This window comes from Mycobacterium sp. P4_H6 (assembly GCF_056400845.1).
Genome location: NZ_JBFUKN010000009.1, coordinates 57095 through 82405, shown reverse-complemented (window position 1 = coordinate 82405; position 25311 = coordinate 57095). Strand labels below are relative to the sequence as shown.

34 protein-coding genes are annotated in these 25311 nt (G+C 66.8%); 19 read left to right on the top strand and 15 right to left on the bottom strand.

All coding sequences use genetic code 11. The features are described 5' to 3' along the window. Nucleotides 1–20: 20 nt before the first annotated feature. Nucleotides 21–701: a cutinase family protein gene (locus AC1DTF_RS06085; protein WP_057165599.1), complete on the bottom strand. Its 681-nt coding sequence runs from the start codon at nucleotides 699–701 to the stop codon at nucleotides 21–23. 254 nt (nucleotides 702–955) lie between these two features. On the opposite strand from AC1DTF_RS06085, the gene AC1DTF_RS06080 reads away from it, so the two are divergent. After that, nucleotides 956–1630 carry a Crp/Fnr family transcriptional regulator gene (locus AC1DTF_RS06080; protein WP_057165406.1) on the top strand — a complete coding sequence of 225 codons (675 nt, stop codon included), beginning with the start codon at nucleotides 956–958 and terminating at the stop codon, nucleotides 1628–1630. Here the strand turns inward: AC1DTF_RS06080 and AC1DTF_RS06075 are convergent, their stop codons facing one another. From AC1DTF_RS06075 to AC1DTF_RS06055, 5 genes are all read right to left on the bottom strand, one after another. After that, entirely contained in the window at nucleotides 1631–1861 is a 231-nt protein-coding gene (locus AC1DTF_RS06075) for a F0F1 ATP synthase subunit C (protein ID WP_414688410.1), read from the bottom strand. A 7-nt stretch (nucleotides 1862–1868) separates the two neighbouring features. Next, nucleotides 1869–3155 carry a glycosyltransferase gene (locus AC1DTF_RS06070; RefSeq protein ID WP_477473423.1) on the bottom strand — a complete coding sequence of 429 codons (1287 nt, stop codon included), beginning with the start codon at nucleotides 3153–3155 and terminating at the stop codon, nucleotides 1869–1871. Further along, nucleotides 3152–3775, bottom strand: a complete 624-nt coding sequence (locus AC1DTF_RS06065; protein ID WP_477473422.1) for a TetR/AcrR family transcriptional regulator — start codon at nucleotides 3773–3775, stop codon at nucleotides 3152–3154. The genes AC1DTF_RS06070 and AC1DTF_RS06065 overlap by 4 nt, the downstream gene beginning before the upstream one ends. Before the next feature lie 60 nt (nucleotides 3776–3835). Next, the gene (locus tag AC1DTF_RS06060) at nucleotides 3836–4021 is read right to left on the bottom strand and encodes a hypothetical protein (RefSeq protein WP_477473421.1); all 186 of its coding nucleotides are present in this window, start codon (nucleotides 4019–4021) and stop codon (nucleotides 3836–3838) included. 158 nt (nucleotides 4022–4179) lie between these two features. Beyond that, entirely contained in the window at nucleotides 4180–4824 is a 645-nt protein-coding gene (locus AC1DTF_RS06055; protein WP_235570641.1) for an FKBP-type peptidyl-prolyl cis-trans isomerase, read from the bottom strand. 300 nt (nucleotides 4825–5124) lie between these two features. Between AC1DTF_RS06055 and AC1DTF_RS06050 the strand changes: the two genes are divergently transcribed. Continuing rightward, nucleotides 5125–5274 carry a hypothetical protein gene (locus tag AC1DTF_RS06050; RefSeq protein WP_477473420.1) on the top strand — a complete coding sequence of 50 codons (150 nt, stop codon included), beginning with the start codon at nucleotides 5125–5127 and terminating at the stop codon, nucleotides 5272–5274. Here AC1DTF_RS06050 and AC1DTF_RS06045 read toward each other — a convergent pair. Continuing rightward, a complete protein-coding gene (locus tag AC1DTF_RS06045; protein WP_477473419.1) occupies nucleotides 5271–5729 on the bottom strand; it encodes a MarR family winged helix-turn-helix transcriptional regulator in 459 nt (152 codons plus the stop codon). The two genes, AC1DTF_RS06050 and AC1DTF_RS06045, sit on opposite strands and share 4 nt — an antisense overlap. Before the next feature lie 64 nt (nucleotides 5730–5793). Here AC1DTF_RS06045 and AC1DTF_RS06040 point away from each other — a divergent pair, with 64 nt between their 5' ends. Further along, nucleotides 5794–6120: an antibiotic biosynthesis monooxygenase family protein gene (locus AC1DTF_RS06040; RefSeq protein WP_477473418.1), complete on the top strand. Its 327-nt coding sequence runs from the start codon at nucleotides 5794–5796 to the stop codon at nucleotides 6118–6120. 7 nt (nucleotides 6121–6127) lie between these two features. Here the strand turns inward: AC1DTF_RS06040 and AC1DTF_RS06035 are convergent, their stop codons facing one another. Then, complete coding sequence (locus AC1DTF_RS06035) at nucleotides 6128–6745, bottom strand: DUF5701 family protein (protein ID WP_477473417.1); 618 nt, start codon at nucleotides 6743–6745, stop codon at nucleotides 6128–6130. Nucleotides 6746–6824: 79 nt separating this feature from the next. On the opposite strand from AC1DTF_RS06035, the gene AC1DTF_RS06030 reads away from it, so the two are divergent. Together AC1DTF_RS06030 and AC1DTF_RS06025 are read left to right on the top strand one after the other, a co-directional pair. Beyond that, nucleotides 6825–7577, top strand: a complete 753-nt coding sequence (locus AC1DTF_RS06030; protein WP_477473416.1) for a TetR/AcrR family transcriptional regulator — start codon at nucleotides 6825–6827, stop codon at nucleotides 7575–7577. A gap of 111 nt (nucleotides 7578–7688) precedes the next feature. Further along, nucleotides 7689–8117 carry a type II toxin-antitoxin system Rv0910 family toxin gene (locus AC1DTF_RS06025; RefSeq protein WP_477473415.1) on the top strand — a complete coding sequence of 143 codons (429 nt, stop codon included), beginning with the start codon at nucleotides 7689–7691 and terminating at the stop codon, nucleotides 8115–8117. Between the two features lie 27 nt (nucleotides 8118–8144). Here the strand turns inward: AC1DTF_RS06025 and AC1DTF_RS06020 are convergent, their stop codons facing one another. Next, nucleotides 8145–8996 carry a phosphotransferase family protein gene (locus tag AC1DTF_RS06020; protein ID WP_477473414.1) on the bottom strand — a complete coding sequence of 284 codons (852 nt, stop codon included), beginning with the start codon at nucleotides 8994–8996 and terminating at the stop codon, nucleotides 8145–8147. A 157-nt stretch (nucleotides 8997–9153) separates the two neighbouring features. Between AC1DTF_RS06020 and AC1DTF_RS06015 the strand changes: the two genes are divergently transcribed. Both AC1DTF_RS06015 and katG read left to right on the top strand, forming a co-directional pair. Beyond that, nucleotides 9154–9585, top strand: coding sequence for a Fur family transcriptional regulator (locus AC1DTF_RS06015; protein WP_477473413.1), 432 nt, complete (start codon nucleotides 9154–9156; stop codon nucleotides 9583–9585). Nucleotides 9586–9647: 62 nt separating this feature from the next. Next, nucleotides 9648–11885 carry a catalase/peroxidase HPI gene (gene katG, locus AC1DTF_RS06010; protein WP_477473412.1) on the top strand — a complete coding sequence of 746 codons (2238 nt, stop codon included), beginning with the start codon at nucleotides 9648–9650 and terminating at the stop codon, nucleotides 11883–11885. A gap of 59 nt (nucleotides 11886–11944) precedes the next feature. Here katG and AC1DTF_RS06005 read toward each other — a convergent pair whose 3' ends face one another. Next, nucleotides 11945–12412, bottom strand: a complete 468-nt coding sequence (locus AC1DTF_RS06005; RefSeq protein WP_477473411.1) for a hypothetical protein — start codon at nucleotides 12410–12412, stop codon at nucleotides 11945–11947. A gap of 144 nt (nucleotides 12413–12556) precedes the next feature. Between AC1DTF_RS06005 and AC1DTF_RS06000 the strand changes: the two genes are divergently transcribed. Continuing rightward, a complete protein-coding gene (locus AC1DTF_RS06000) occupies nucleotides 12557–13399 on the top strand; it encodes an alpha/beta fold hydrolase (protein WP_477473410.1) in 843 nt (280 codons plus the stop codon). 6 nt (nucleotides 13400–13405) lie between these two features. On the opposite strand, the gene AC1DTF_RS05995 is transcribed toward AC1DTF_RS06000, so the two are convergent. Together AC1DTF_RS05995 and AC1DTF_RS05990 are read right to left on the bottom strand one after the other, a co-directional pair. Beyond that, complete coding sequence (locus AC1DTF_RS05995; protein WP_477473409.1) at nucleotides 13406–14392, bottom strand: NAD(P)H-quinone oxidoreductase; 987 nt, start codon at nucleotides 14390–14392, stop codon at nucleotides 13406–13408. Next, complete coding sequence (locus tag AC1DTF_RS05990; RefSeq protein ID WP_477473408.1) at nucleotides 14389–14931, bottom strand: hypothetical protein; 543 nt, start codon at nucleotides 14929–14931, stop codon at nucleotides 14389–14391. The genes AC1DTF_RS05995 and AC1DTF_RS05990 overlap by 4 nt, the downstream gene beginning before the upstream one ends. Nucleotides 14932–15124: 193 nt before the next feature. On the opposite strand from AC1DTF_RS05990, the gene AC1DTF_RS05985 reads away from it, so the two are divergent. The 6 genes from AC1DTF_RS05985 (at nucleotide 15125) to AC1DTF_RS05960 (ending at nucleotide 19206) form a co-directional block, all read left to right on the top strand. Then, nucleotides 15125–15589: an N-acetyltransferase family protein gene (locus AC1DTF_RS05985; protein ID WP_477473407.1), complete on the top strand. Its 465-nt coding sequence runs from the start codon at nucleotides 15125–15127 to the stop codon at nucleotides 15587–15589. Then, nucleotides 15586–15903, top strand: coding sequence for an NIPSNAP domain-containing protein (locus AC1DTF_RS05980; RefSeq protein WP_477473406.1), 318 nt, complete (start codon nucleotides 15586–15588; stop codon nucleotides 15901–15903). The genes AC1DTF_RS05985 and AC1DTF_RS05980 overlap by 4 nt, the downstream gene beginning before the upstream one ends. 34 nt (nucleotides 15904–15937) lie before the next feature. Beyond that, the gene (locus AC1DTF_RS05975) at nucleotides 15938–16516 is read left to right on the top strand and encodes a TetR/AcrR family transcriptional regulator (RefSeq protein ID WP_057165392.1); all 579 of its coding nucleotides are present in this window, start codon (nucleotides 15938–15940) and stop codon (nucleotides 16514–16516) included. Nucleotides 16517–16605: 89 nt separating this feature from the next. Next, the gene (locus tag AC1DTF_RS05970) at nucleotides 16606–17397 is read left to right on the top strand and encodes an SDR family NAD(P)-dependent oxidoreductase (protein ID WP_477473405.1); all 792 of its coding nucleotides are present in this window, start codon (nucleotides 16606–16608) and stop codon (nucleotides 17395–17397) included. Nucleotides 17398–17425: 28 nt separating this feature from the next. Then, nucleotides 17426–18292, top strand: a complete 867-nt coding sequence (locus AC1DTF_RS05965; protein ID WP_477473404.1) for an SDR family NAD(P)-dependent oxidoreductase — start codon at nucleotides 17426–17428, stop codon at nucleotides 18290–18292. Nucleotides 18293–18303: 11 nt separating this feature from the next. Continuing rightward, the gene (locus tag AC1DTF_RS05960; RefSeq protein ID WP_477473403.1) at nucleotides 18304–19206 is read left to right on the top strand and encodes an alpha/beta hydrolase; all 903 of its coding nucleotides are present in this window, start codon (nucleotides 18304–18306) and stop codon (nucleotides 19204–19206) included. On the opposite strand, the gene AC1DTF_RS05955 is transcribed toward AC1DTF_RS05960, so the two are convergent. After that, the gene (locus tag AC1DTF_RS05955) at nucleotides 19187–19687 is read right to left on the bottom strand and encodes a DinB family protein (protein WP_477473402.1); all 501 of its coding nucleotides are present in this window, start codon (nucleotides 19685–19687) and stop codon (nucleotides 19187–19189) included. The genes AC1DTF_RS05960 and AC1DTF_RS05955 overlap by 20 nt on opposite strands. Before the next feature lie 197 nt (nucleotides 19688–19884). Here AC1DTF_RS05955 and AC1DTF_RS05950 point away from each other — a divergent pair, with 197 nt between their 5' ends. Further along, nucleotides 19885–20211 carry a hypothetical protein gene (locus tag AC1DTF_RS05950; RefSeq protein WP_057165594.1) on the top strand — a complete coding sequence of 109 codons (327 nt, stop codon included), beginning with the start codon at nucleotides 19885–19887 and terminating at the stop codon, nucleotides 20209–20211. Continuing rightward, the gene (locus tag AC1DTF_RS05945) at nucleotides 20183–20479 is read left to right on the top strand and encodes a hypothetical protein (protein ID WP_057165387.1); all 297 of its coding nucleotides are present in this window, start codon (nucleotides 20183–20185) and stop codon (nucleotides 20477–20479) included. The genes AC1DTF_RS05950 and AC1DTF_RS05945 overlap by 29 nt, the downstream gene beginning before the upstream one ends. 4 nt (nucleotides 20480–20483) lie before the next feature. Here the strand turns inward: AC1DTF_RS05945 and AC1DTF_RS05940 are convergent, their stop codons facing one another. Both AC1DTF_RS05940 and AC1DTF_RS05935 read right to left on the bottom strand, forming a co-directional pair. After that, the gene (locus AC1DTF_RS05940) at nucleotides 20484–21278 is read right to left on the bottom strand and encodes a DUF6885 family protein (protein ID WP_477473401.1); all 795 of its coding nucleotides are present in this window, start codon (nucleotides 21276–21278) and stop codon (nucleotides 20484–20486) included. Further along, on the bottom strand, nucleotides 21278–22642 hold the full coding sequence (locus AC1DTF_RS05935; RefSeq protein ID WP_477473400.1) for a type I glutamate--ammonia ligase: 1365 nt from the start codon (nucleotides 22640–22642) through the stop codon (nucleotides 21278–21280). Before AC1DTF_RS05935 ends, AC1DTF_RS05940 begins: the two co-directional genes overlap by 1 nt. A gap of 123 nt (nucleotides 22643–22765) precedes the next feature. Here AC1DTF_RS05935 and AC1DTF_RS05930 point away from each other — a divergent pair, with 123 nt between their 5' ends. Genes AC1DTF_RS05930 through AC1DTF_RS05920 form a run of 3 tightly spaced genes read left to right on the top strand, consistent with a single transcriptional unit; the run spans nucleotide 22766 to nucleotide 25287 of the window. Further along, a complete protein-coding gene (locus tag AC1DTF_RS05930; protein ID WP_057165385.1) occupies nucleotides 22766–23704 on the top strand; it encodes a TauD/TfdA dioxygenase family protein in 939 nt (312 codons plus the stop codon). Continuing rightward, on the top strand, nucleotides 23682–24569 hold the full coding sequence (locus AC1DTF_RS05925; RefSeq protein WP_235570637.1) for an ABC transporter permease: 888 nt from the start codon (nucleotides 23682–23684) through the stop codon (nucleotides 24567–24569). The genes AC1DTF_RS05930 and AC1DTF_RS05925 overlap by 23 nt, the downstream gene beginning before the upstream one ends. Then, a complete protein-coding gene (locus AC1DTF_RS05920; RefSeq protein WP_477473399.1) occupies nucleotides 24556–25287 on the top strand; it encodes an ABC transporter ATP-binding protein in 732 nt (243 codons plus the stop codon). Before AC1DTF_RS05925 ends, AC1DTF_RS05920 begins: the two co-directional genes overlap by 14 nt. Nucleotides 25288–25311 lie beyond the last annotated feature (24 nt).

Here is a 25311-nt window from a genome sequence, read left to right as displayed (position 1 = left end):
CCCGTGGCCGGTGCGTGGTCCTACACGCGCGCAGCGGCGTATCCGGCGGCCTCGGTGACCATGCCGTTGGCGGTGTAGAGGTTGTGTGCCACCGGGTCCAGGCCGCCCGAGCAGATCGGGTCGTTGACGGCGCACAGGTCCAGGGTCTTGGCGGCGAATGCCGAGCCGACCGGCACGTAGGGCTGGCCGATCAGGAAAAGGAATCGGTCGTTCGGTTTGCCGAACAGGACCACCGCATCGACGTGGCCGGCGACGTCCGGGTCCAGCGGGGTCGTGGTGCCGAAGGCGAACGAGTTCGGCGGTATCGCCGGGGCGTCCGCGGTGACGAGCTGGGCGACCGCGGCGCCCTGCGAGAATCCGCCGAGCACCACCTTCGTGTCGGGGCACTCTGCTGCGAGTTGGCGGATGCGGTTACCGGCATCGTTGACCCCGATGACCGAGGTGGGCCAATCGTGGTTCGCCGGATAACTGACCGGGTAGAGCCCGACGGTCTTGTCGCCGACCTGACTGCGCAGCGCGTCGGTGAAGGCGTTGCCCACACTGCCTGCGCCCGGGCGTTCGGTGGTTCCTCTGGCGAAGACCACCTCCACGTCGGAGCAGGGCTCGGCGGAGGCGGGCGGTGACCAGCCCAGCAGCATGCCTGCGGCGGTCAGCGCGGCGGCTGCCAGCAGTGCGGAGACGGATCGGGTCTGAACTCGCATCGTTGTCGTGCCCTCCTCGATATGGGTGGGCACCTGCTCGGCGGCGGCGAAGTGCCCGTCACCGCCGATCGTAGTGACCGCGTGACACAGACCACGTCGAACATGAATAGACTCACGTTGTCGGTGCACGCACACACCGTGCTCGAGAGTTACGAATCGTCGCTTAGCTGTAAAGTACTTTGTAGTGCGTGCCGAGCCGTCTCCGGCGGCGCGAAGCAGTTGTTACTTCAGCCCTTGTCCGGAAAGGCAACTCGTTGAACGCGGTTCTGGCGCGCACGGCCATATTCCAGGATGTCGACCCCGACGCGATGGCGGCGCTCGAAGCCGAGCTGGAATGGATCACGTTCCGGCGCAACCACACAGTGTTCACCGAAGGCGAGCCCGGCGACCGGCTGTATGTGCTCGTGCAGGGCAAGGTGAAGATCGGCAAGCGCTCGGTGGACGGACGCGAGAGCCTGATCGCGGTGATGGGCCCGGGGGAGACGTTCGGCGAGCTGGCGCTGTTCGACCCGGGGCCACGTACGGCGACGGTGACGACCCTGACCGAGGTCCGCGTGGCCGCGGTGGCGAGGCAGGCCTTGAGCGGCTGGATTTCCGAGCGCCCGGAGATCTCCGAGCAATTGCTGCGCGTGCTGGCGCGTCGGCTGCGCCGCACCAATGACGATCTGTGCGACATGATCTTCACCGACGTCCCCGGCCGGGTGGCCAAGCAGCTGCTCGACCTCGCCAAGCGATTCGGGCGTCCGGAGGGTGATGTGTTGCGGGTGGATCACGAGCTGACCCAGCTCGAGCTCGCACAGCTGGTGGGTTCGTCCCGCGAGACCATCAACAAGGCGCTCTCGGAGTTCGCGAACCGCGGCTGGATTCGTCAGCAGGGCAAGACGGTGTTCGTGCTCGAACCGGCGAAGCTGGCCCGCCGCGCCCGGTAGTCAGAGGCCGGGCGTGGCGAATACGAACAGCGCCATGAAGGCGACGTTGATGAAGAAGGTTGCCTCGACGAGGCTCACAGTGATGAAGAACGGTGTGTAGAGCCGCGAGAGCGCCTCGGGCTGGCGGGCGACTCCTGCGATGAGCTGCGCGCCGGCCATGCCGTCACCGACGCCGGCGCCGATCGCACCACCGGCCAGCACGATGGCACCGGCGAGTAGTGCGTTACCCATGAGTTCTTCAGCGGCCATCGGACACCTCCGGTGTTGTTGAGCGGTTCTCCAGGCGTCGGGCGATGATGTCCACGGCGCACGTTGCGCCATCCTCGTCCGCAATCAACTGTGAATAGTGCTGGGCGCGTTGGGTGTACATCGGCTGCGCGGTCGCCGCGGTGATGGCGGCGGTGAGTCGATCGGCGCTCAGCCCGACGCGGCGCATCGGTGCAGTGGCCACGCCCAGTGCATGCAGACGATGAGCCCAGAACGGCTGATCCATGATCCCCGCGACCGGAATCGAGGGCCTGCCCGCGCGCAGCGCGGCAGCGCTGGTGCCGGCTCCACCGTGGTGGACGATCGCGGCCATCCTGGGGAACAGCCAGGAGTGCGGCACGTCATCGACGGTGAGGACGTCATCGCCGGTGCCGTGCAGGCCTGCCCACCCCGACTGGATCACGCCCCGAACTCGGGCCGCCTTCAGCGCGCGGGTGATCGTCTCGGACAGTTCGTCACCGCGTGCCGTGGCGGTGCTGCCGAATCCGATGAACACCGGGGGTCGGCCGTCGGCGAGAAACTCTGCCAGGTGCGCCGAAGGCTGCCACGAGGGGTCGACTGCGGGCCACCAATATCCGGTGATATCGAGTCCGCGGCGCCAGTCCGGCGGTCTGGGCACGACGTGCGGGCTGAACCCGTACAGCATGGGCCACCGGGCGCTTCGTTCTGCCTGATAGCCGCGGCGGGAGCGCGCCGGCAGTCCCAATTCGGCGCGAAGGTTGTTGATCAGCGGGGTGTAGACCTTCTCGCCGACGGTCGAGGTTGCCCACACCAGCTTGTTTCCGAGGCGGCCGAAGGATCGTGTCGTCAGCGGCGGGGGTGCGAAGACGGTTGTGGGACTGGCGGGTTGAAGCAGGGCGCCCATGCTGGGGATCTCCAGCGCTTCGGCGACGTGATAGCCGAGCAGCGATCCCACCGGCCCACCGAAGAGCACGAGTTCCGCATCACGCCCGGCCTCTGCCATGGCCTCGCCGACACCGGCGAGATCCTCACGTAGCGATTGCAGCGTCGCCTTGGACGGTGTCATGCGAGCGCCGTCGACCATGGCCTGGCCGTATTCGGATTCACGGGTGGCGCGCTCGGTGTCCCGCGGCAGGAGTCGAAATTCCAGACCGGCCGCGGTGATCATGTCGCGGTATGGGCGTTGAGCAGCGAGCGCTACATCGACGCCGAGTCTCTGCTGAAGTGCTTGTCCCAGACCGGTGAATGGTGCGACGTCACCACGGGTCCCGAACGCCTGGATGACGACGCGGGTCATGACTGTGCCCGGGTTGCCAGATCGAACATGGTGACGAGTTGCTCGCCGTATCCGATCACGTCGTAGGCGGGATCGCGGGCGACTTCCCAGACGGCGCCGTCCAATGCTGCGCGCAGCGTATTCTTGGTGAAAACTGCTGACATCGTGCGAAACTCGCCGCTGTTGATCCCCTCAGTGATGAGCGCGAGTGGGTCGAGCATCGTGAGTTCGCCGGACGGCGGACCGGACCGGGCAGCGGCCTGGTCGAGCCTCAGACCGTCCTCGGTGCGGAAACTGGTGACGATCTCCAGCATTGCCACGGCGGCCAACCGACTGTCCTGGATGAACTGTACGTTGGCGCGGATGTAGGCGGCCAGCTTGTCTCGGGCGGTGCTTTCGGCGGCAACGGCGGGCGCGATGATTGCGGCTGCCTGCCCGAATACCGCTGCAACCACCGCCTCGATGATGTCGGTCTTCGATGTGAAGTGGTACAGCACAACGCTCTTCGCGATACCGACATGTTCGGCGATCTTGGCCAGCGAGGCCTGGGTGTATCCCTTGGTCGCAATCGTCTCGATCGCACCGGCCACGATCTGCTCCCGGCGCGCCCGCTCGGTGAAGGTCGATCCAGTAGACCGCATGGTCAGAATATAGACCGATCGGTCAGATGGGCGCAACCCGCCGCCACAGTGGCGCCGATATCACCGCAGACGGTCGGCGCGAAGTGCCCACAGATCGCCGGGCGCGATCCGCGGCTCTGCTGCCGACCGGCCCCACAGTGATCCGATGGCGTTGGCGCGCAGAGCGTCCCAGCAGACGCCGTGCTGCGCATCCTCCTGTCGGCCGCGCGTGACGACACCAGTCGTCCGCGCTCTGTCCCCCTTCATGCGGTCTCACTCAACGCCGTGGGGCGACGTCCCGGCAACTGATTTATCCGTCGGCAGACCCGTGAATGCCGGCCGAGGACTGAACCGGCCGTGCCGTCAACGCCAAGCGTCCACGTCCTCCCGAAATATCGAGAAGAACGTGGACGCGGCGGGACGCTTTAGTTCGAGGCTTCCAAGATCTTGATCGCGAAGATGAGGGTGTCACCCTTCTGGATGCCCGCGGCGGGTTGGCCCTCGGCGTAACCGTCCGCAGAGGTCATCGCGACCGCGACGGTCGAGCCGACCTTCTGGCCGGCGATGGCCTTCTGGAATCCCGGGATGACGCCGTCGAGCGGGAAGTCGACGGGCGAACCCGTCTGGTAGCTGCTGTCGAACACCGACCCGTCGCGTCCGTTGACACCCATGTAGCAGACCGACACCGTTGCGGTGTCCGGGACGACCGGGCCGTCGCCGGCCTTCAGGGTCTGGACCTGCGTCTCGGTGACGCTGAACGGTCCCTGCACGTCCACCACCGGCGAGGCGGTGTCGGTGGAACCGGTGACCGCGACGCTGCCGGTGGCGCCGGAGAGGGTCCACTCCGGTGTGCCGGGAGTTGCCGGCGCAGCCGACGGGCAGGGGCTCGCGACCGGCGCGGTCTCACCTGCGGTGGCCGGGATGTCGAACACATCGTTGGTGGCGGACGAGCTGGTCGAGGCCGCACTTTGGGTGTCGGAGCCGCATGCGGAGACCGTCATGGCGATTGCCGCAGCGCCTGCGAGCAGCGCGATGGAGGAGGGGACGCGAGAACAATTCACGTTCGCCACGCTACCGCCGCAGCACCGCAGCCTCGTCGGAAGGCCTGCCTGGAGAAACGGTCGCCGCCGGCGCGGCGGCGGTGCCCGTCACTGGGCGCGTGCTGAGTCGTTGTGCGACGGCTGTTTTCGTCACGTGTTCACCTGAGCGGTGACAAATTCTATTGCACGCGCGCCACATAGTCGCCAACATGGAGCACAGGGGACTGTCCGGCGGGGGCCGGGCACATCAACAGGGGGATGGATATGGGGTACCGCAAGGGCGACGTTGTCAGGGCTCGTCGTCGGATCGAGGGGATCGACGTTCCGGTTGTGCCGGCCGGAGCGACCGGGACGGTGACGACGACAACGTTGTTCGGAGGCCCGAAGCGGGTGCACTTCGAGGTGTCCGACGGCTGGGGGGAGAAGAGCTTTCAGGTGCGGGTGCGCCGGGGAGACGTGGCACGAGGTGAAGCGGGCTAGCGAAGGTCGGGCTGGGCGTCCGGGAGGGCATCGAGATTCTCGGCGCAGCGAGCGAGTAACGCGGCGAGTTCGGCGCGGTGCTTGACGGGAATGCCCTCCAGCATTGCGGTTTCGACGCCGATCACCGCCTCGTGGCCCGCCCGGAGACTGGCGACGCCCTGCTGCGTCAGCTTCAGGAAGCGTTTGCGGCCCTGCGGTGGCGCGTCGCCATCTTCGACCAGATCGGCCGATCGCAGACCTCCCAGCACATCGCGCAGGGATTGGCGGGTGACGAAGCACAACCTGGCCACGTCGGACGCTGTCGCCTCTGGGTGATCATGCAGAGCGCGCAGTACGGCGTACTGCGACATGGTGAGTCCCGTCGGACGTAACGCGCTGTCACAGCGGCGGCGCAGGCTCTGCTGGACTCGTTTGACGAGGTAGCCCACGCCGCGCTCGACCCGTGGCTCCTTCATGACAGGAACCTTACATGAGCGTACCATTTTGAATGTAAGGTTCCTGTCAAAGAAGGAGTGACCGATGACCACCATCGAGCAGCATCCGCCGTACGCCACGCTGATCAACGTCTTCGTGGTGGACCCCGACCGGGCCGGCGAACTCACAGATCTCCTGCGAACTGTCACCGAGCAGACGATGCGGTGCGTGCCCGGGTTCATATCGGCGAACCTGCACGTCAGCGCCGATGGAACGCGCGTCGTCAACTACGCGCAGTGGGAAAGTGCCGAGCACTTTCAGGCCATGCTCGCCGACCCGGCAGCGCGGGTGCACATGGACCGATGCGCGGCCATCGCGACCAGTTTCGATCCGCATCTGTACACGGTCGAGTCGGTGCATGCGCGGGGTTGAAGCCGACTCAGAGGGGGCTGCGCCGCGACGCCGACGCCATTCCCAGCCAGGTGTGCCGATTGCCCGCCCAGCACCAGCCCACCTTGGGGGCGCCGCGATTCGCGACCCCGTCGCGCCCCGTTCCGCCGCTGATCCAGATCGCCGGTGTCCTGGCATCGAGTCCGCGCCGGCCACGCTTGCGCGACGCGATCGTCATGAAACAGTGATTCGCCTCAAGGTGTTTGGGCTCCTGCAGCAGCCAGCTGATCCCTTCGCCGATGGTCAGCGGGGTGCGTCGGCGTTCGGCAAGTGCCGGTAGCGACTCATCGGGGCTCCAGTTGCGCATGTCATCACCCCGGTCGATGTCGTGGACCAGGTACAGCGGAGCGTCCGGTATCTCGACACCGGTGATCGGTTCGAAGTCCGCGAGATCGGTCAGGTCGGTCACCACGAAGCCCGGCTTGTCCTGATGGCGTAGGAGCGGTGCGAGTGCGCGCGCCGGTGCAAGGCGCGGGTGCACGGCGATGACGGCACCCGGTTCATCGGGCAGCGCGGCCGCATACTCGCGTAGCTCGTCCGCGGTGATCGCGGCGGCCTCGGCGATACCGGCATCGAGCAGCGCGTCGATCTGGTCAGTCAGGGGCATTGTCCCTCCAGCTGGATGGTTGGGGTCATAGGCAACATACCCCGTACACTGTACGGTACAGCGTACGAAAGGGGCATCGATGCCGCAGGCGAAGGCGCACGTGAGCGACCCGGTCCGGCTCTTGCAGTTGTTGTGGTCCCAGGATCGCCCAGCTGGACGCTCGGGCCTGTCCCTCGGGGCAATCGTGCGCGCCGGCACCGAGGTGGCCCGGCGTGACGGTGTCGACGCGATCACCATGCGCAGGGTCGCCGCGGAACTCGGAGGGGCCCCGATGAGTCTGTACTCCCACGTTCCCGGCAAGGCCGAATTGCTGGAGTTGATGCTCGACGCGTTCGCCGCCGACGTCTATGACCCGCACGATCTGCCTGCGGCCCGCCCGGACTGGCGCGCCGCCGCGCTTTTCGTGGCCGAACGGAACTTCGAGGAAGCGGTCGCCCAGCCCTGGACGCTGGAGATCCCCGCGGACCGACCGGTCCCCGGACCGGGGATGACCGCAAAGTATGAGGCTGAACTGGCGGTGTTCGACGGTATCGGGCTCACCGATGTGCAGATGGACCATGCGCTGACCGGCCTGCTCGGGCTCGCAACTGCCATGGCGCGCAGTCAGGTCGGACTCGTGCGGGCCCGCGCGGCCACTGACCGCGACGACAACCAATGGTGGCAGCAGGTAGGGCCGGCGTTGGCCGCCGCCATGCGCGGGCGGGAATTCCCGTTGGCTGCGCGGGTCGGAACGGCTGCCTCCGTGGCCGCGGACGCGTCCGCGGACCCGAGGGCGGCGCTGACCTACACCGCGAACCTGTTGCTCGACGGACTTGCGGCGGCGCGGCACTGATCTGTGACCGATCTCATCGGGGCTTTCTCCGATCGATGTGGTCCGTCGAGCAGATGTGGGTAATACGGAGCCCGACAGCGAATGCCCGGACGACAGAAAGCGCTGAGGAGTATGGCGAAAGTCGATGTATCGGTGTCGTCGGACCTGACGCCGGACCAGGCCTGGAAGTTGGCCTCCGACCTGCAGCGGTTCGAAGAGTGGCTGACCATCTTCGCCGGCTGGCGTAGCCCGCCACCCGCGGTGATCGAAGAAGGCACCCAGGTGTCGTCATTGATCAAGGTCAAGGGCTTTCGGAACACCATCCATTGGCAAGTCACCGAATACGACGAACCGCGCCAGATCCAGTTGCAGGGAAGAGGCCGCGGTGGCGTGCGCATCGCGCTGACGATGACGGTGGCCGACGACCGGCCGGGGTCGACCTTCCATTTGTTGGCGGAACTCTCGGGCGGACTGCTCAGCGGTCCGGTCGGGGCGCTCGTCGCCAAGATGATCACCTCCGACGTGCGGAATTCCGTGGAGAACCTCAGCTCGTTGCGTTGACCGAAGTCCAAACTCCGCGAACATTTTTCAGAACAACCCCAGCGCCTCTTGGATCATCCGGTGCCCCTGCTGCTCGAACGGCGCGTCACCGACCTGGAACGCCCAGACCGCGGTGCCGATGGCCTCATGCACGGCGAACAGTCGCCATTGGTCGGGTGATCGGGGATCCCCGCCGTACCCGTCGAAGAAAGCCTGCTCGAGGTGCGGGTTTCGACGCCATTGTTGGGCCGCCAGTCGGCAGAAGTCGCTGCTCGCGGGACGCCAGGCAAAACGCCCGAAGTCGATGACCTTGACGGTGCCCGCATCGATGAGCCAGTTCCTCGGCTGCCAGTCTCCGTGGGTGGGCACCACCACGGCGGGCCCCGGCCGATGTGCCGCCAGCACGGCGCGCAGATCGGCACAGGTCCGCGCGTCGATGCGATGCGGCTTGTCCAGCCAGACGAGCGATTTTGCCACCGCCGCGATGTCCCAGTCCGGGTCCACCCGTTCGCCCTGGCCGTGAAAGGTACGCGCCAACTGTCCGGCCCTCAGGTGGATGTCGATCTCGAGTTCGGCCTCTGATCCCTCCACCAGGTTGYCGTCCAGGTAGGTGAGCACGAGAACCTTCGCCGCCCGGTCGTGGAACAGCAGACGGGCGGCGTGCCCGCTGAGTGCCAGGCATTCGGTGTAACCCTCGAAGGCGGTGATCTCGCGGCCGAGGTGGTGATCCAGCGGGCCGGCCGCCTTGACGACGACGCGCCCGCGCCCGGTGTCGGCGTCGAGAACAACGGTGTCCACCAGGTTCCAGCTCATGTCGCGGCGGACACGCGCGTCGGGTAACCACTGCTCCAGCAGGACGGCCTGCTGATCACTGAGCCGCCCGCCCCGCCATGACCCCATCCCGGACACGCTATACCGGCCGGATCGCGGGTCGCTGGGCGCACCGGCGCCAATGAACGCGCATTCGGGATAATTCACTGCCAATCAAACATGCTGTCAGACAACAAATTCGAGAAAATTCTTGATTGCCTCCAAGAAACGCGCCACACTCGAAAAGATGGCTGATGTCCGAGGGAGCACAACCATGCTGCGGGCGGCTGGGCTCCGCGTCACCCGGCCGCGGCTGGTGGTCATGGACGCCGTCGAGATGAACCCACACGCCGATACCGAAACGATTTTCGTCGCCGCCCGCCGCCAACTGCCCGATATCTCCCGCCAGACCGTGTACGACGTCCTCAACGCGCTGACCGCGGTCGGCTTGGCTCGCCGCATCCAGCCTGCGGGGGCCACCGCTCGCTATGAATCCCGCGTCGGCGACAACCACCACCACGTGGTGTGCCGGTCCTGCGGCGTCATCGCCGACGTCGATTGTGCCGTCGGCGAGGCCCCGTGCCTGACCGCATCCGATGACCTCGGTTTCGATATCGACGAGGCCGAGGTCATCTACTGGGGGCTGTGCCCCGACTGTGTGAAAGCCCGCACCACCTGACTGAACCGACTTCCTGATCGAACCGTTGTGCAGCCCGCACGAAACCGATGAAAGGTGAGAAGATGACCGACACTTCCGATGCCCGGCCCCCGCATTCCGACACCAAGACCCACAGCCACAGTGAATCCGAGAATCCGGCCATCGATTCGCCCACGCCCAAGGCGCATGCGCCGCTGACCAACAAAGATTGGTGGCCCGAGCAGGTCGACGTGTCGGTGCTGCACCGGCAGTCCTCGAAGGGCAACCCGTTCGGCGAGGGGTTCAAGTACAGCGAGGAATTCAAGAAGCTCGACGTCGAGGCCCTGAAGGCCGACATGCTGGCGCTGATGAATTCGTCGCAGGACTGGTGGCCCGCGGATTACGGCAGCTACGCCGGCCTGTTCATCCGGATGAGTTGGCACGCCGCCGGCACTTACCGGATCTACGACGGCCGCGGTGGTGGCGGGCAGGGTTCTCAGCGATTCGCACCGCTCAACAGCTGGCCGGACAACGCCAACCTCGACAAGGCACGACGGTTGCTGTGGCCGATCAAGCGCAAGTACGGCAACAAGCTGTCCTGGGCAGACCTGATCGTCTACGCAGGAAATGTCGCTCTGGAGTCCGCGGGCTTCGAGACATTCGGATTCGCGTTCGGCCGGGAAGACATCTGGGAGCCCGAGGAGATTCTCTTCGGCCAGGAGGACACCTGGCTGGGCACCGACAAGCGCTATGACGGCACCAACGACAGTGACCGCACCCTGGCCGAGCCGTTCGGCGCCACCACGATGGGGCTGATCTACGTCAATCCCGAAGGGCCCGAGGGTAAACCGGACCCGCTGGCCGCCGCGCACGACATCCGCGAGACATTCGGCCGGATGGCGATGAACGACGAGGAGACCGCCGCGCTCATCGTCGGCGGTCACACGCTCGGTAAGACGCACGGCGCCAGCGCCGACGATGTGGGCCCCGAGCCCGAAGGTGCGCCGATCGAACAGCAGGGCCTGGGCTGGAAATGCCCGTTCGGCACCGGCAATGCCGGCGACACCATCACCAGTGGCCTGGAGGTGGTGTGGACCGGTACGCCGACGCAGTGGAGCAACGGTTATCTGGAGATCCTCTACGGCAACGAATGGGAACTGACCAAGAGCCCGGGCGGGGCCTGGCAGTTCGAGGCCAAGGATGCTGCAGCCACCATCCCGGATCCGTTCGGCGGCCCGCCACGCAAACCCACCATGCTGGTCACCGACGTGTCGATGCGGGTCGATCCGATCTACGGGCAGATCACCCGGCGCTGGCTGGACCACCCCGAGGAGATGAACGCGGCGTTCGCCAAGGCCTGGTACAAGCTGCTGCACCGCGACATGGGACCGGTGAGCCGCTACCTGGGCCCGTGGGTCGCCGAGCCGCAACTCTGGCAGGATCCCGTGCCCGCGGTGGACCACCCGCTCGTCGACGAGGCCGATATCACGGCGCTGAAGGGCAAGGTCCTCGAATCCGGGCTGTCGGTGCCGCAATTGGTGAAGACCGCGTGGGCGTCGGCGTCCAGCTTCCGCGGCACCGACAAGCGCGGTGGCGCCAACGGTGCACGGATCCGTCTGGAACCGCAGCGCAACTGGGAAGCCAACGAGCCCTCGGAACTGGACAAGGTGCTGCCCGTCCTGGAGAAGATCCAGCAGGACTTCAACGCTGCCGGCGGCGGCAAGAAGGTCTCATTGGCCGATCTGATCGTGCTGGCAGGTTCCGCCGCGATCGAGAAAGCGGCCAAGGACGGGGGTTATGACGTCACGGTGCACTTCGTGCCGGGGCGCACCGACGCCACCCAGGAGAACACCGACGTGGAGTCTTTCGCAGTGCTCGAGACTCAGGCCGACGGATTCCGCAACTACGTGCGGCCCGGCGAGAAGACCGCGCTGGAACAGCTTCTGGTCGACAAGGCGTACTTCCTCGATCTCACGGCACCGGAGATGACGGTGCTGGTGGGCGGGCTACGTGCGATCGGCGCCAATCACGGCGGCACCAAGCACGGGGTGTTCACCGACCGGCCCGGCGCGCTGACCAACGATTTCTTCGTCAATCTGCTTGATATGGGCACGGATTGGAAGGGATCGGAGTCAGCCGAGAACGTCTACACCGGCTACGACCGCGGAACCGGTGAGGTGAAGTGGACGGCCACCGCCAACGATCTGGTTTTCGGCTCGAATTCGGTGCTTCGCGCGCTGGCCGAGGTCTACGCGCAGGACGACAACAAGGGCAAGTTCGTCGAGGACTTCGTCGCAGCGTGGGTCAAGGTCATGCACAACGACCGCTTCGATCTGGACTGATCTGCCGCACACACTGACAGGGGCGGGATCCGAAGATCCCGCCCCTGTTGGTGCGTCTACTACGGCGTTCCGACGCAGACCGACCCGACACACGCGCCGGCACCGTCGGGACCGGCTCCCGCGCCTGCTCCCGGAACGCCGGCGGTCGCCCCACCGGGTCCTGCGCCTGCGCCTGCTCCCGGCACACCGGCGGTCGCCCCACCGGGTCCCGCGCCTGCGCCTGCTCCCGGAACGCCCGCGGTGGCTCCGCCCGGGCCCGCCCCGGCACTGGCGCCGGGAACACTTGCCGTCGCGCCACCCGGCCCGGCGTCAGCACCCGGCGCGGGTGCCGGAGACGACGGCGCGAGCGTGGTGGTGGCGGCACCCGTGGACGGCGTGGTCGTCACCGTGGACTCCGTTGTTGACGTTGTCGACGTCTCGGTCGAGGTTCCACTGTCGGAACTGCAGGCGGTCAGCCCGCCGGCGAGCACGGCGCCGGCCACGGCGGCCGCGAGAGGTAAACGACGGACGATCTGAACGACGGTCATGTTGAGACTCGATTCTGCTAGTTCGGCTGCAGTGCGAACACTGCCGTGCGGGAACGACCCCGATGTGTTACCCGCTTTGCGTGCTGATTAAGCAGGGGCTTCGGGGCCACGATGAGTTCCCGCCGCCCAGATGGTCCATCCGCTATGGGAAAGAAGCCTTCACGCAGCGGTCATCTACCGATCAACGGCCTGGATCTGTATTTCGAGATACACGGCGACCTCGCGGCACCGGGCACTCCGCTGCTGCTCATCCCGGGGGCCTTCATGGCGGCCGATTCGATGCCGGCCTGGGTGGACGGCTTCGCGCGTGACCGCGCCGTCATCACGTTCGACCAGCAGGGGCATGGCCGCACCCCGGACACCGCTCGAGCCATGTCCTATGAGCAATTCGGGGACGACGCCGCCGAGTTGTTGCGTGCCCTCGGGGTGCCGTGTGCGGACGTGATGGGCTACTCCCAGGGCGGCGGTGCGGCGCTGCAGCTCGCCATCCGGCACCCGTCCCTGGTGAGCAAGCTGGTGGCGATGTCGGCGACGTTTCATCGCGACGGCTGGCATCCGTCGGTGGCCGAAACCATCTCGGCCATGACCGCCGCCGACTTCGCGGGCACACCCGTGGCGGCCGCGTTCACCGCACACACGCCCGCCCCGGGGGCCTTCGACGCCTACCTGGAAAAGATGAAAGCACTCAACATCGACGATCAGCAGATCAGCGAGGAGCAGATGCACGCGATCTCCGCGAAGACGATGGTCATCGTCGGCGACGCGGACTCGGTGACCCTCGACCACGCGCTGGCAATGTTCAGGCTGCGCGGGGGAGCCGACCACGATGCGGCGAAGACCGGTGTCTTGCAGGGCGTTCCGCAGGCGCGCCTGGTGGTCCTGCCCGCCACGTCCCACATCGGACTGTCCGGGCAGGCCGATGTGCTGGTGCCGATGGTGACTGCGTTCCTCGACGACGTGCTGCCGGTGACGCCCGAGCTCTTCTGATCCAGGTCAGTGCGGCCGATTATCCAAGATGACCTTGCCGACGGTGCGCTTGGACTCCAGGAGTTCGTGCGCGCGTGCGGCTTCGGGCAGGGGCACGACGGTGTCGACCACGACGCGAACGGCACCGGATGCGAACAGGGGAAGCACGTCGCGGGTCACGCCGGCGATGATGTCGGCCTTCTGATGCAGCGGACGCGCCCGCAGCATGGTCGCGGACACGCTGGCGCGTTTGGACATCAGGTAGCCGATATCCAGGTGTGTGGGGCCGGTGGCGCCGCCGATGATGACCAGATGGCCATCGGGTGCCAGGCATTCGAGGTTGCGGGAAAGGTAGTCCGCACCGACCACGTCCAGGATGCTGTCGACGCCGCGTCCGCCGGTGGCTTCCAAGGTGGCGGCGACGAAGTCCTGGTCGCGGTAGTTGATCGCTGCGTGGGCCCCCAGGCGAAGTCCGGCCTGCACCTTGGCGTCGCTGCCCGCGGTGGTGATGACGTGGGCGCCGATCGCGGCTGCCCACTGGATCGCGAAGGTGCCGATACCGCCGCCTGCGCCGTGAATCAGCACGTTCTGCCCCTTGCAGAGGCCGGCGATCATGGCGAGGTTGGAGTAGACCGTGGCGGCGACCTCCGGTATCGCGGCCGCTTCGATCATGGTGAGGCCGTGCGGGATCGGCATCACCTGCGCGGCAGGCACGGCGACCTCATCGGCATATCCGCCCCCGTCGAGCAGCGCACAGACCTCATCGCCGGTCGACCAGGCCGTGACATCTGCTCCGACCGCGGTGATGGTGCCGGCGCACTCCAGCCCCAGCGGGCGCGGTGCCCAGGACGGAACTGGATAGTGCCCGCGCCGCTGCAGCAGGTCGGCGTTGTTGACCCCTGCCGCCGCGACGCGGATCACCACCTCGTGCGGTCGGGGTGTCAACGCCTCGACCTCTTGCCACTGCAACACGTTCGGCTCGCCGGGGTGATCGAAAAGGATCGCGCCGCTCATCGTGCGGCCGCCCAGCGGGCGATGCTCTGTGCGTACAGCGGTGTCTCGACCCGGCAATGCCGTCCGGACGCTTCCTGTCGGGCATCGGCTGCCTCGCTGAAGGTCTGGCCGTTCTCGGCGATGAATTTCAGGAATGCCTCGGTGGGGTGCGAGGTCACGGTGTTGGTGTAGCGGCACCGGTCGCCGTCCAGTTGCTCCATGCGAAGCTCCCAGATGACCTGTGTCGTCGTCCACCCGGCGGGGGTGAGGATGTCCGACAGCGACACCATCTTGCAGTAGTGGGCTCCGGCGACCTCGAATCGGTACTGCTGGATGACCAGGCCGGTGCCGATCATCTCTACGTTGATCGACATCGGGGTGCCGTCGTCGTCGACCGTGTACCCGGCCGCCTTGTGATCACCGGGTGCGCAGCGCTGATATTCATGCGTGGGCAGGGTTTTCAGCCATTGGGCGATATCGACACGATCGAATGGCGCTTCCACGTCAGCGGTGATCGCTGCGTGCGAGAGCACCAGGTCTTCGCGGACGGCGTTCCTCATGTTCTGCTCCTGTCGTTGATGCGTAGCCTCACACCGCCCAGCATGGCCGGGTCGCGGTGATGCGGACAATGACGCTGGCGTGACCTCATCGGGTAGTGCTAGCCGCCAAAACGCTCGGGTCCGCGGAAATGGTGGCGACATCCCGCGGGGCGGCTGCCACAATCGGATGATGTCCCCAAACGCGAATGTGCGCTTGCGGTCTGCCACGTCCGGTGATGCGGCGTTCATCGTCGAGATGACCCGGCACGCCTGTGTCATCGAGGATTGGCCGCTGCCGGATCCGGATTCCGACGAGGTGGCGAGCCTGCTGCCTGCCGACGGTGAAGTGCCGGTGGTTGCGGTCGACGATGCCGACATCAGACTCGGTGCGGTGTGGACGTTTCACCATGATCCGCCGCTGCGGGTGGATGCCGGTGGTGTCTCGCTACCGGAGCTCTGTATCGCGGTGGCCCCGCAGGGCCGCGGCAGCGGTATCGGTGGCGTGTTGCTCGACGAACTTTTCGTCCGTCTCCGCGGCACCGTCGATGAGATGTGCACCAATGTGCACGTGCGCAATCCCGCACAGAACCTTTACCAGCGCAAAGGATTCCGGATGGTCGGTCAGGGGCGCGGACCGCTGGGTGTCGCGATGCACAAGGATCTGCGGGTGCGCCCATGATGGAACTGCGCACCTACACGCTGGCCGATGAGAACGCGCTGCAGCGCTACGTGTCGGGTTTCTGGCCGCGCCATATCCAGACCCTGCGCAGGTACGGCATCACCGTCCACGGGGTGTGGACGGAGGCGAGCTCGGACGGCCGGCGCGTGGTCGCGCTCGTCGGTTATCCGCCCGACAGTGATCCACTTCATCTTGCTGAGAGTTACCGCACCAGTGTGGATTTCGTCGAAGACCACGCGCTGTTCGATGTTTCACTGATCATCTCGACCCAGACGGTCCGGCTGGATCCGATCGCGAGTTCCCCGCTCCAGTAGCGTCGGTATGTGCTCTACGGGCGTAGACTTATGTATGCCTTCGTCCCCGTCTCGTCCGCGTAACGCGGCTGCCACTCGTGCGGCGATCCTGCAATCGGCCATCGGGCACTTCGCCGATGCAGGTTATGACGGTGTGGGCGTCCGTCAGATCGCGACGGACGCGGGTGTCACCGCCATGCTGGTGAACCGGTATTTCGGCTCCAAGGAGAAACTGTTCGCCGAGGCTGTCGAGACCGCCTTCGCTCCGCCGGTCTTCGTCGTCGAGGACTCGGACACGCTTGCCGGTGACACTGCCGCCACGTTGGTCTCTCGCACCGGCGCGTCGGGCAACCCGCCGCAATCCTTCCTCATCATGCTGCTCTCGGTGTCCAATCCGGTGGCCGTGCGCATTGTGCGCGAGGCGATCGAACGCCATGTCGGACAACGCTTGGCGCGCCAGATCGACCTCCCCGATCGGGAGTTGCGCACCGAACTCGTGCTGTCGGTGATCAGCGGCGTGCTGCTGATGCGTTCGGTCATCGGCACCCCCGCACTGCGTGAGGGCGACCCCGAGGCCATTGCAGGCATTCTCGAATCGGTCTTCGACGCGATCATCGGGACGTCGACGGAGTAACCGGATTTTCGCGGCGGGGCGGGAATCATCTACGCCAAGTCTACGTTCGTATACATATCGGGTATACAGGTGTAGATGAGGAGTGGGATATGGACCTCGGGTTGCAGGGCAAGCGCGCCTTGATCACCGGTTCCAGTGCCGGGCTCGGCCGGTCGATCGCGCAGGTGCTGGCGCAGGAGGGCGTCTCGGTCGTCGTCCATGGCCGCGATGCCTGGCGCACCGACGCCGTCGCCGCCGGGATCCGCGCCGCCGGGGGTGATGCGGTCGCGGTCATCGGTGACCTCGCGACCGAGACGGGCGCATCATCGGTGGCCAAGGCCGCCGGTGAGGTGGACATTCTGGTCAACAACGCAGGCAGCTACGACGCGCAGCCGTGGTCGGCGCTGACCGCCGACCAGTGGGCGGCGATCTATCAGACCAATGTCATCTCCGTCGTACGGATGATCGAACACCTCGTCCCGGCCATGCGCCGGCGCGGCTGGGGTCGGGTCATCCAGATCGGTGGCGGGCTCGCGACGCAGCCGGTCGCCGAACAACCGCATTACAGCGCGACATTGGCCGCGCGGCACAACCTCAGCGTGTCCCTCGCCCGAGAGCTGTCGGGCACGGGGGTCACCGCCAACGTCGTTTCTCCCGGGGTGATCCTCACCGATGCGGTCGAGGAGATGACCCGGCGTGCGGCCACCGCGCACGGCTGGGGCACGGCGTGGGAGGACATCGAGAAAGCGGCGGCCACCAAGTGGTTCCCCAACGATATCGGCCGCCTCGGTCGCCCCGAAGAGATTGCCGCCGCAGTGGCGTTCCTGGCCGGCACTCACGCCGACTACATCAGCGGCGCCGTGCTGCGCGTCGACGGCGGAGCGATCCGCAGCGTCGCCTGACCACCCTCCCAACGAAAGAAGGAATCCCATGTCTCACGTCTTTCTCGTCTCCGGCGCCTCGCGAGGCCTCGGACGCGCCATCACCGAAGCCGCCCTGGAGGCCGGACACCGCGTGGTCGCCGGCGTCCGTTCGGCATCGGCACTGACCGACCTGGCCGGCCGGCAGTCCGAGCGTCTCGCCGTCGTGGAACTCGACGTCACCGACGACGAACAGGTGCGCGCTGCCGTGGCCACCGCAGTCGAGAGATTCGGCCGGCTGGACGTGCTGGTCAACAATGCCGGTTACGCGAACATGGCCGCCGTCGAGGATGTCGACTTCGAGGACTTCCGCACCCAGATCGACACCAATTTCTTCGGCGTCGTGCGCCTCACCCAGGCGGCGCTGCCCGTCATGCGCGCCCAGCGCGCCGGTCACATCATCCAGATCTCCTCCGTCGGTGGACGGATGGCCCGCCCGGGTCTGGCGGCCTATCAATCGGCCAAGTGGGCGGTCACCGGCTATTCCGGTGTCCTCACCCAGGAGGTGGCCCCGCTGGGGATCAAGGTGACCGTGCTCGAGCCCGGCGGTATGCGCACCGACTGGGCGGGCTCCTCGATGAGCATCGCCCCGGTCCGCGACGAGTACGCCGCCACCGTCGGTGCGGCCGCGCGGCTCAGCCAGTCTGCCAACCTGGGCGCCAGTGATCCGGTCAAGGTCGCTGCGCTGCTGTTGGATATCGTGGACATGGAGGCGCCGCCGACCCGGCTGCTGGTCGGTCCCGACGCCTACCGTTACGCCACCGCTGCCGGACGCGAACTGCTGGCCACCGATGAGAAATGGGAGGCGCTCAGCGTTTCGACAGCGGCCGACGACATCACCAACGACCAACTCGATCCGCTGGCCTCCGGCGCCTGAAGGGAATCCCGATGTCGATTTTGTCCCAGCAGAAGGTCGCAGACGCGCTGGCGCGGGTGTTCGCTGCGGTGGTCGATCCGGCGCCCAAGCCCGCCGTCCGATTTCCCGAAATCGCCGGTAGTACTTCGCAGATCGACATTCCGACCAGGTACGGCACCGCAGCGGCCACCGTATACCGTCCACCGGCGCCCACGGCGAACACTGCGGTCTATGTCAACATCCACGGCGGCGGCTTCGTGGTCGGGCATCCCGAACAGGACGATCCCTGGTGCCGCTATCTGGCGGCCAATGCGGGTGTCTTCGTGGTCAACACCAGCTACGTCCTGGCGCCTGGGCACCGTTTTCCGGCTGCGCCTCAACAGATCTACGACATCGTGTGCTGGGTCGCCGGTGCGGACCACGGCTGGGACGGTACCCGGCTGTGTGTCGGCGGTCAGAGCGCCGGAGGCAGTCTCGCGGCCGCAGCGTCGCGGCTGGCATACGAGAATCAGGGTCCGGACATCGCGCTGCAAGTCCTGCACTATGCGCCGCTGGACCTGGTGACCCCGACCGGGGACAAGCCGTCATCGGTCGGGAGCCGGGCAATCATGAAGCCGTGGATGGGGGAGATCTTCGACACGGCGTATATCCCCGATCGGACACAGCGCAGGGATCCGCTCGCCTCACCCGCGTGGGGAGACAACGGCAAGGGACTTACGGGGATCGCGCCGGCACTGATCGTCACCGCCGAGCACGACCGGTTGCGCGATGAGGCCCGTCGGTATGCCGAAGCACTCGCGGACGTCGGTGCCTTGGCCGAATATCACGAGGTGTCCGGCGTGGATCACGGATACAACATCATGACCGACGATATCGGGTCGACGCGCCAGACCTACGCTCGCATAACGGAACACGTCATGCGGGCGACGGCGTAGCGCCGGCATCGATCTGCTCGCGCAGGATGTCGCCGTGACCTGCGTGCCTGGCGAATTCCTCGATCATGGCCAGCAGGGTCCATCGCATACTGAGTTCACCCTCGACGGGATTGACCTTGGTGTCGTCGAGATCGAATCGGGCCGCAATCGTGCGCGAGAGCCGGCTGGCCCGCTCGAACTCGGCGATCACGCCGTTCAGCGACTCGTCGGCGGCGACGGCGAAGGTGCCCTCGTCGCGTTCGGAGTAGCCGTCACACTCCGATGCATCCAGCCCGGCCCAAAAGCGTTGGAACCAGATACGTTCCGCGGCGGCGGCATGCTTGATCAACGAGATGGGCGTCGTCAGCGATGCGACGCGCCGCTGCCGCGCGTCGGATTCGGAGAGACCGCGCACGGTGTCGATGAGCGCCGCGCGGCTGCGATCGAGAGTGTTCTCGATGAGCAATCGCTCGGAACCGTTCCTGATCATGTTCGCAGACATTGCTTTTCGCTCCGTTCTGGTGGGGTGTGGGTAGGCACGACGGGTCCCGACCCGTTGAGGGAAAGAGAGGAAGGGGATGCCGGGCCTACACCGATCGGGGGCCGCGCCTGCCGACAGTATGTCCCACAGACCTGCATCCACGCCAGTGCCGGGAAAACAATTGTGTGATCCACGGCGACGCGTGCCACCCTTCCAGCATGACGCAGTCGATGTATGTATTCCTGTGGGCGCACCCGGGCATGGAGCAAGCGCTCACCGACTACGAAGACGCGGTCCTTCGGCTGGTACCTGAACACGGCGGACGCGTCGTGCACCGAACCTGGACGGATGGCAAAGAGGGCCGGCCGTTGGAGATCCAGCTGTTCGAGTGGGCGTCGGCGGCCGCGATGGAGGGGTACATGGCCGACCCGCGTCGTACTGCACTGTCAGCAGAACGGGAGCGCACGATTGCGCGGACCGAGATCGTGCCGGTGCAGCCCTGCCTACCATCGTCGTATGAGCGAGCGGCCGGCGACGACACCTGACGGGCACCATGTCGTCATCGACGGCCGCCGCTGGCGGGCGACCGATCCATCGATACCCGAGGAACGGCGTACCGAACTGGTCCGGGTGCTGATGGCGTGGCGCCGGGAGGTGCGCCGGACGAAGGGAACGCCGGAGGAATCGGCGGCCCGCGCGGGTGTGCAGGCCGCGAAGGTCGCGTTGGGGGAGCGGGGGCAACCACCCTGGTGGGAGCAGACCGACGCGCAGCGCCGAGCGCGGTGGCAGGCTCCCCTTCCGGAGCCGGCGTAACGGCTCAGTCCCAGAACGCGGTGCGTAGCCCCACGTTCTCCGCGGCGTCCTGCACGACTGTCCGAAGCGAGGGTTCCCCCACGACCAGGAGCCCTCTGCCCCGGTGCGCGGAGTCCGCGCCCAGGGCCCGGGCCAGCCGGGGAAGCGGTTGCAGGTGGCGGCCGTGGGAACCGAGCACCGCATAGGTGTCGGCGACGGCGACCAGCGTCCCCCGGTTGCCGACGATCCGGCCCCAGATCCCCACGAAGTGGCCGACATCCCAGTCCGGCGGCGGGCCGCCCGTATCGTCACCGGAGCCGAGGTAACCGCGTAGGGCGCTGTCGGCGCTGTGCGAGCCCCACAGCGCGGCTGTCGCGATATTGGCGATGATGAAGGCCGGGAGGTCGGCCAGCTCGGCAAGCAGACCGCCGAGTTGTTCGGGGCGCCAAGAGCCCGACACCGGCACGGCCTCCAACCGCCCCGCAGCGAGATCTCCGACACCCGCGGCGAGGCGGCGACCACTCGTCCCGGCGTGTGCCGGCGCGGTGGCGCGCGGCAGCTGATCCCATCCCGTGCGGTTCGGCGGCTGACCGCTGGGACGCACGTCGGCATCCAAAGCCGGATGCACCTGGGTGCCGGTCGCCTCGGCGGCCTGCACCTGCGAGGGGAGCCGCCCCGGGCCAGGTGTGCCGGTGAGAAGGGCCAGCCGCGCCCAGAACGGTCCACACAACTGGTCGATCTGCGGTAATGCACGCCCGTGCTCGGTGAGGACCGGCGCCGTCCCGGCGAAAGGGACCACAAGATCCCACAACTCGCTCACTAGTAGCGCCAGCGGTGCGCAGCGACGATCTCTTCGGGACCACGGTCGGCCGCCCACGTCGCGTCGGCCCTGCGCACCGCGGTGAACGCACCCAACAGGTCTGGCCCCAGCGCCGCGGAGACGCGGGGACTCGCGTGCAGCGCCGCGATGGCCTCGGCCGAGGATCCGGGCAGCTGCGATATCCCCGCGGCGCTCCGTTGCTCCGGCGACCAGGTGCCGACGTTGTCGGCGATCGGATCCGGAAGGCTCAGGCCGTCGGCGATGCCCCCGATACCCGCCGCGATCACCGCCGCCAAGGCCAGATACGGGTTGGCCGAGGCATCCGAGGGCTTGAGTTCGATATTGGCGTGTGAAAGGCCGACGAACGGCGTGCCCGGCACCAGGCGGAGCGCAGCCTCCCGGTTCTCGATGCCCCAGTAACCGAAAGCGCTGGAGAAGTATCCGGGCCGCAGTCGCTGGAACGACACCTCGCTGGGCGCCGTGACGGCAACCAGGGCAGGGAGATCCCGTAGCAACCCGGCCACGTAGGACGCGCCGTCGACCGACATACCGTGCGGTCCGTCACCGGTGAGCAGGTTGTCCCCGGCCCGCCACACGGACGTGTGCAGATGCCATCCGTTGCCCGCGTCACCGGCGAGCACCAGCGGGCTGAAGCTCGCGCGGAAACCGTGCCGTGCCGCGGCCGCGTGAATGGTCTGTCGCGCCAGGAGCTGAAGATCGGCAGCGGTCACCGGGTCCTGCGGTGTGATGCTCAATTCGATTTGTGCGGTGCCGTATTCGKCGTGCAGTTGACCGATGGGCACTCGGTTGTCCCGCAGCTCTCGAAGCAGCTGCACCGCGAAGTCGTTGACCGAGATGAGCGCACGCGCGCTGTAGGCGGGCCCGTCGTGGGCCGGCGTGACCCCAGGGCCTGCGCCCGAACTGTCGAGAAAGAACTCGAGTTCGTAGCCGGCTTGGATCTGCAGGCCCGCGGCTTCCGCGGCGTCGACCTGCCGTTCCAGCACCCCTCGCTGATCGTAGGGCCAGGTGGTGCCGTCGGCGCCGACCTGCCGGCCGGGAACCCAGGCCAGACCGGGCTGCCCGGCAAGAGGAACGCGTCTGTCTGCCACCGGAATCAGCCGGACGTCGCCGCTGGCATTCGGGAGGCCGTCGTGGTCGTAGGTGATGGCATCGTGCGTGTCGAAGACGGCGAACAGCGACGTGACGCCGACGCCCTTCTCGGCCACCGAATCCCACTGGTCGACAGGAATGGTTCTGGCGCGCGGGATTCCGTTGTTGTCGGACCACACGATGGTGATGCCGACGATGTCCGATCCTTCGAGATCGGTGTCGGTGTACCCGAAGGGTTCGGTCTTGTCGCTCATACGTGTGTCGCGTCCTTCCCGGGTGCCGTTCACTTCACGTCGATTCAAACCCATAAACCCCGCGGATGCCCCCGTTAACGTCGATCAGGGGTATTCACAGACACTTTCGAGGGGGAGGGCCCGATGACGGTTGTTTCCGATACGGCATTGCAGGTCACACCACTGTCCGGGTGGGCGGGCGCGCTGATCACCGGGGTTGATCTCACAGCGCCGTTGGCGGCTGAGGACATCGCAGCGATCAACGAAGCGCTGAACCGCTGGAAGGTGGTGTTCTTCCGGGACCAGGCGCTCGACCATGCCGCCCAGATCGCGTTCGGCGCCCAGTTCGGCGACGTTACGCCGGGTCACCCGTACGAAGGTGATTCCGCGCCTGCGGGCTTCCCGCAGATCCACACCGTCTCGCCCGCGGCCTACGACCAGCGCTACGGCACGCGATACCGCAAGAAGCAGAGCCCGAACGGCCCGGGCTGGCACGCGGACGTCACGCCGTTGATCAACCCGCCATCGCATTCCATCCTGCGGGCCGAAGCTGTCCCGCCCTACGGCGGGGACACCCAGTTCGTGAACGTCGCTGCCGTTTACCAGGGCCTCAGTGGGTGGGTTCAGGAGTTCATCGATGAGCTGAACGCCGAGCACCGTTTCGGCGCAACGGTGTCCGCCGAGCGGAGCGATGAGAAGATCGGCGACCTCGTGCGCACCAACCCACTGGCATCGATCCATCCGGTGGTGCGGGTGCATCCGGTGACCGGTGAACGCGTCCTCTACGTCAACCCGTCCTTCACGCGTGAGATCGTCGAGCTGTCCCCGCGGGAGAGCCGGCATGTTCTGGACCTGCTGTTCGAGGAGATCGCGCGCCCCGAGTACTCCGTGCGATTCAAGTGGGAACCGGGCAGCGTCGCGTTCTGGGACAACCGGGCCGCGCTGCACCTGGCGCCCCGTGACTTCGAGCATGTGCAGGGCGACCGCATCCTGCATCGGATCACTTTGGTGGGTGATATCCCCGTCGGGGTGGACGGACGACAGTCGCAGTCCCTGTCCGGTGAGTTCTTCGGACCAGCCTGATATGGCGACGGTGCTCGCCAGGACGAGAGAGAAGAACCGCAGCGGGCAGCCCGTCGGCCTGGTGGACCCGCGTGCCGCGTTCACCAAACGGCAAAGCCGGCAACGTGTTCCGCGCGCGGCACAGCGAATGCTCGGACCCGTTCTGCTGGTCGCACTGTGGCAGGTCCTGTCCACCACCGGCATATTCGATGAACGGACCGTGCCGCCGCCCACCAGGGTGGTGCTGGCCGCGTACCACCTGATCGTCGAGGGCACGCTGCAGGATCACCTGTTCACCAGCGTGCTGCGGGTCGGGTACGGCCTTGTCTTCGGCATCGCACTCGGATTGTCGCTCGCCCTGGTCGCCGGTCTGTCGCGGGTCGGTGAGAACTTCGTGGACGCGAACATGGAAGTGCTGCGGGCGGTCCCGAACTTCGCGTTGGTCCCGCTGCTGATCGTGTGGTTCGGGATCAGTGAGGTCCCGAAGGTCACGCTGATCGCCTTGGCCGTGGCGGTGGCCATCTATATCAACACCTTCAGCGCGATACGCAGCGTGGACGCCGGACTGGTGGAGGCGGCGCGGTCTTTCGGGGCGCGCCGCGCGGAACTGATCCGGCGGGTGATTCTGCCGGGCTCGCTGCCGGGGTTCCTGATCGGCCTGCGATTGGCGTTGACCGCTTCGTGGTTGTCGCTGATCTTCGCCGAGACCATCAACGCCAAACGCGGTCTCGGACGGATGATGACCGATGCCAGGGAGTACTTCCAGATCGACGTCGTCTTCGTGCTGATCGCCGTGTACGCCATCCTGGGCCTGGTGTCCGTTCTGATCGTCCGATTCCTGGAGTCGCGGCTGCTCACCTGGAGGCGCGCGTATGACGGCGACTGAGGTCGGAGCCGACACCGTCGTCGTCGCCCGTGACGTCCGAAAGACATTCGGCGACAACGTCGTCCTCGATGGTTTGAGTCTGGAGATCAGGGCCGGGGAATTCGTCGCCCTGCTGGGTCGCAGCGGTTCGGGCAAGAGCACCTTCCTGCGCGCGCTCGGAGCGCTGGACGGCGACTTCGCCGGCGACGTCCGAGTCCCGCGCAAACAGGCGGTGGTGTTCCAGGATCCGCGGCTGCTGCCGTGGCAACGGGTGCTGACCAACGTCTCGATCGGCTTACCGGCAACCGCGGCAGTCAGGGCGCAGGCCCGCAAGGCGCTGGCCGAAGTCAATCTCGCCGACAAGGAACGAGCGTGGCCGCGGACGCTGTCCGGCGGCGAGGCGCAACGCGTCGCCCTGGCCCGTGCCCTGGTTCGCGAACCGGAGCTGCTGCTGCTCGACGAGCCTTTCGGTGCTCTCGACGCGCTCACCAGGATCAAGATGCACGGGTTGTTGGTGGCGCTCTGTGCACGCCACAAGCCGGCGGTGCTGCTCGTCACCCACGATGTCGACGAGGCGATCCTGCTCGCAGACCGTGTGATCGTGCTGACCGACGGTGCGATATCGCTGGACACCGCCGTCGAGGTGCCCGCGCCGAGAGCGAGGGACTCGCACGAGTTCGCCATCCTGCGCCGCAGGCTGCTCACCGAGCTCGGTGTCACCGGCGACGTTCAGCTCTGAACAGCTCAACCCGAAGGAAAAACG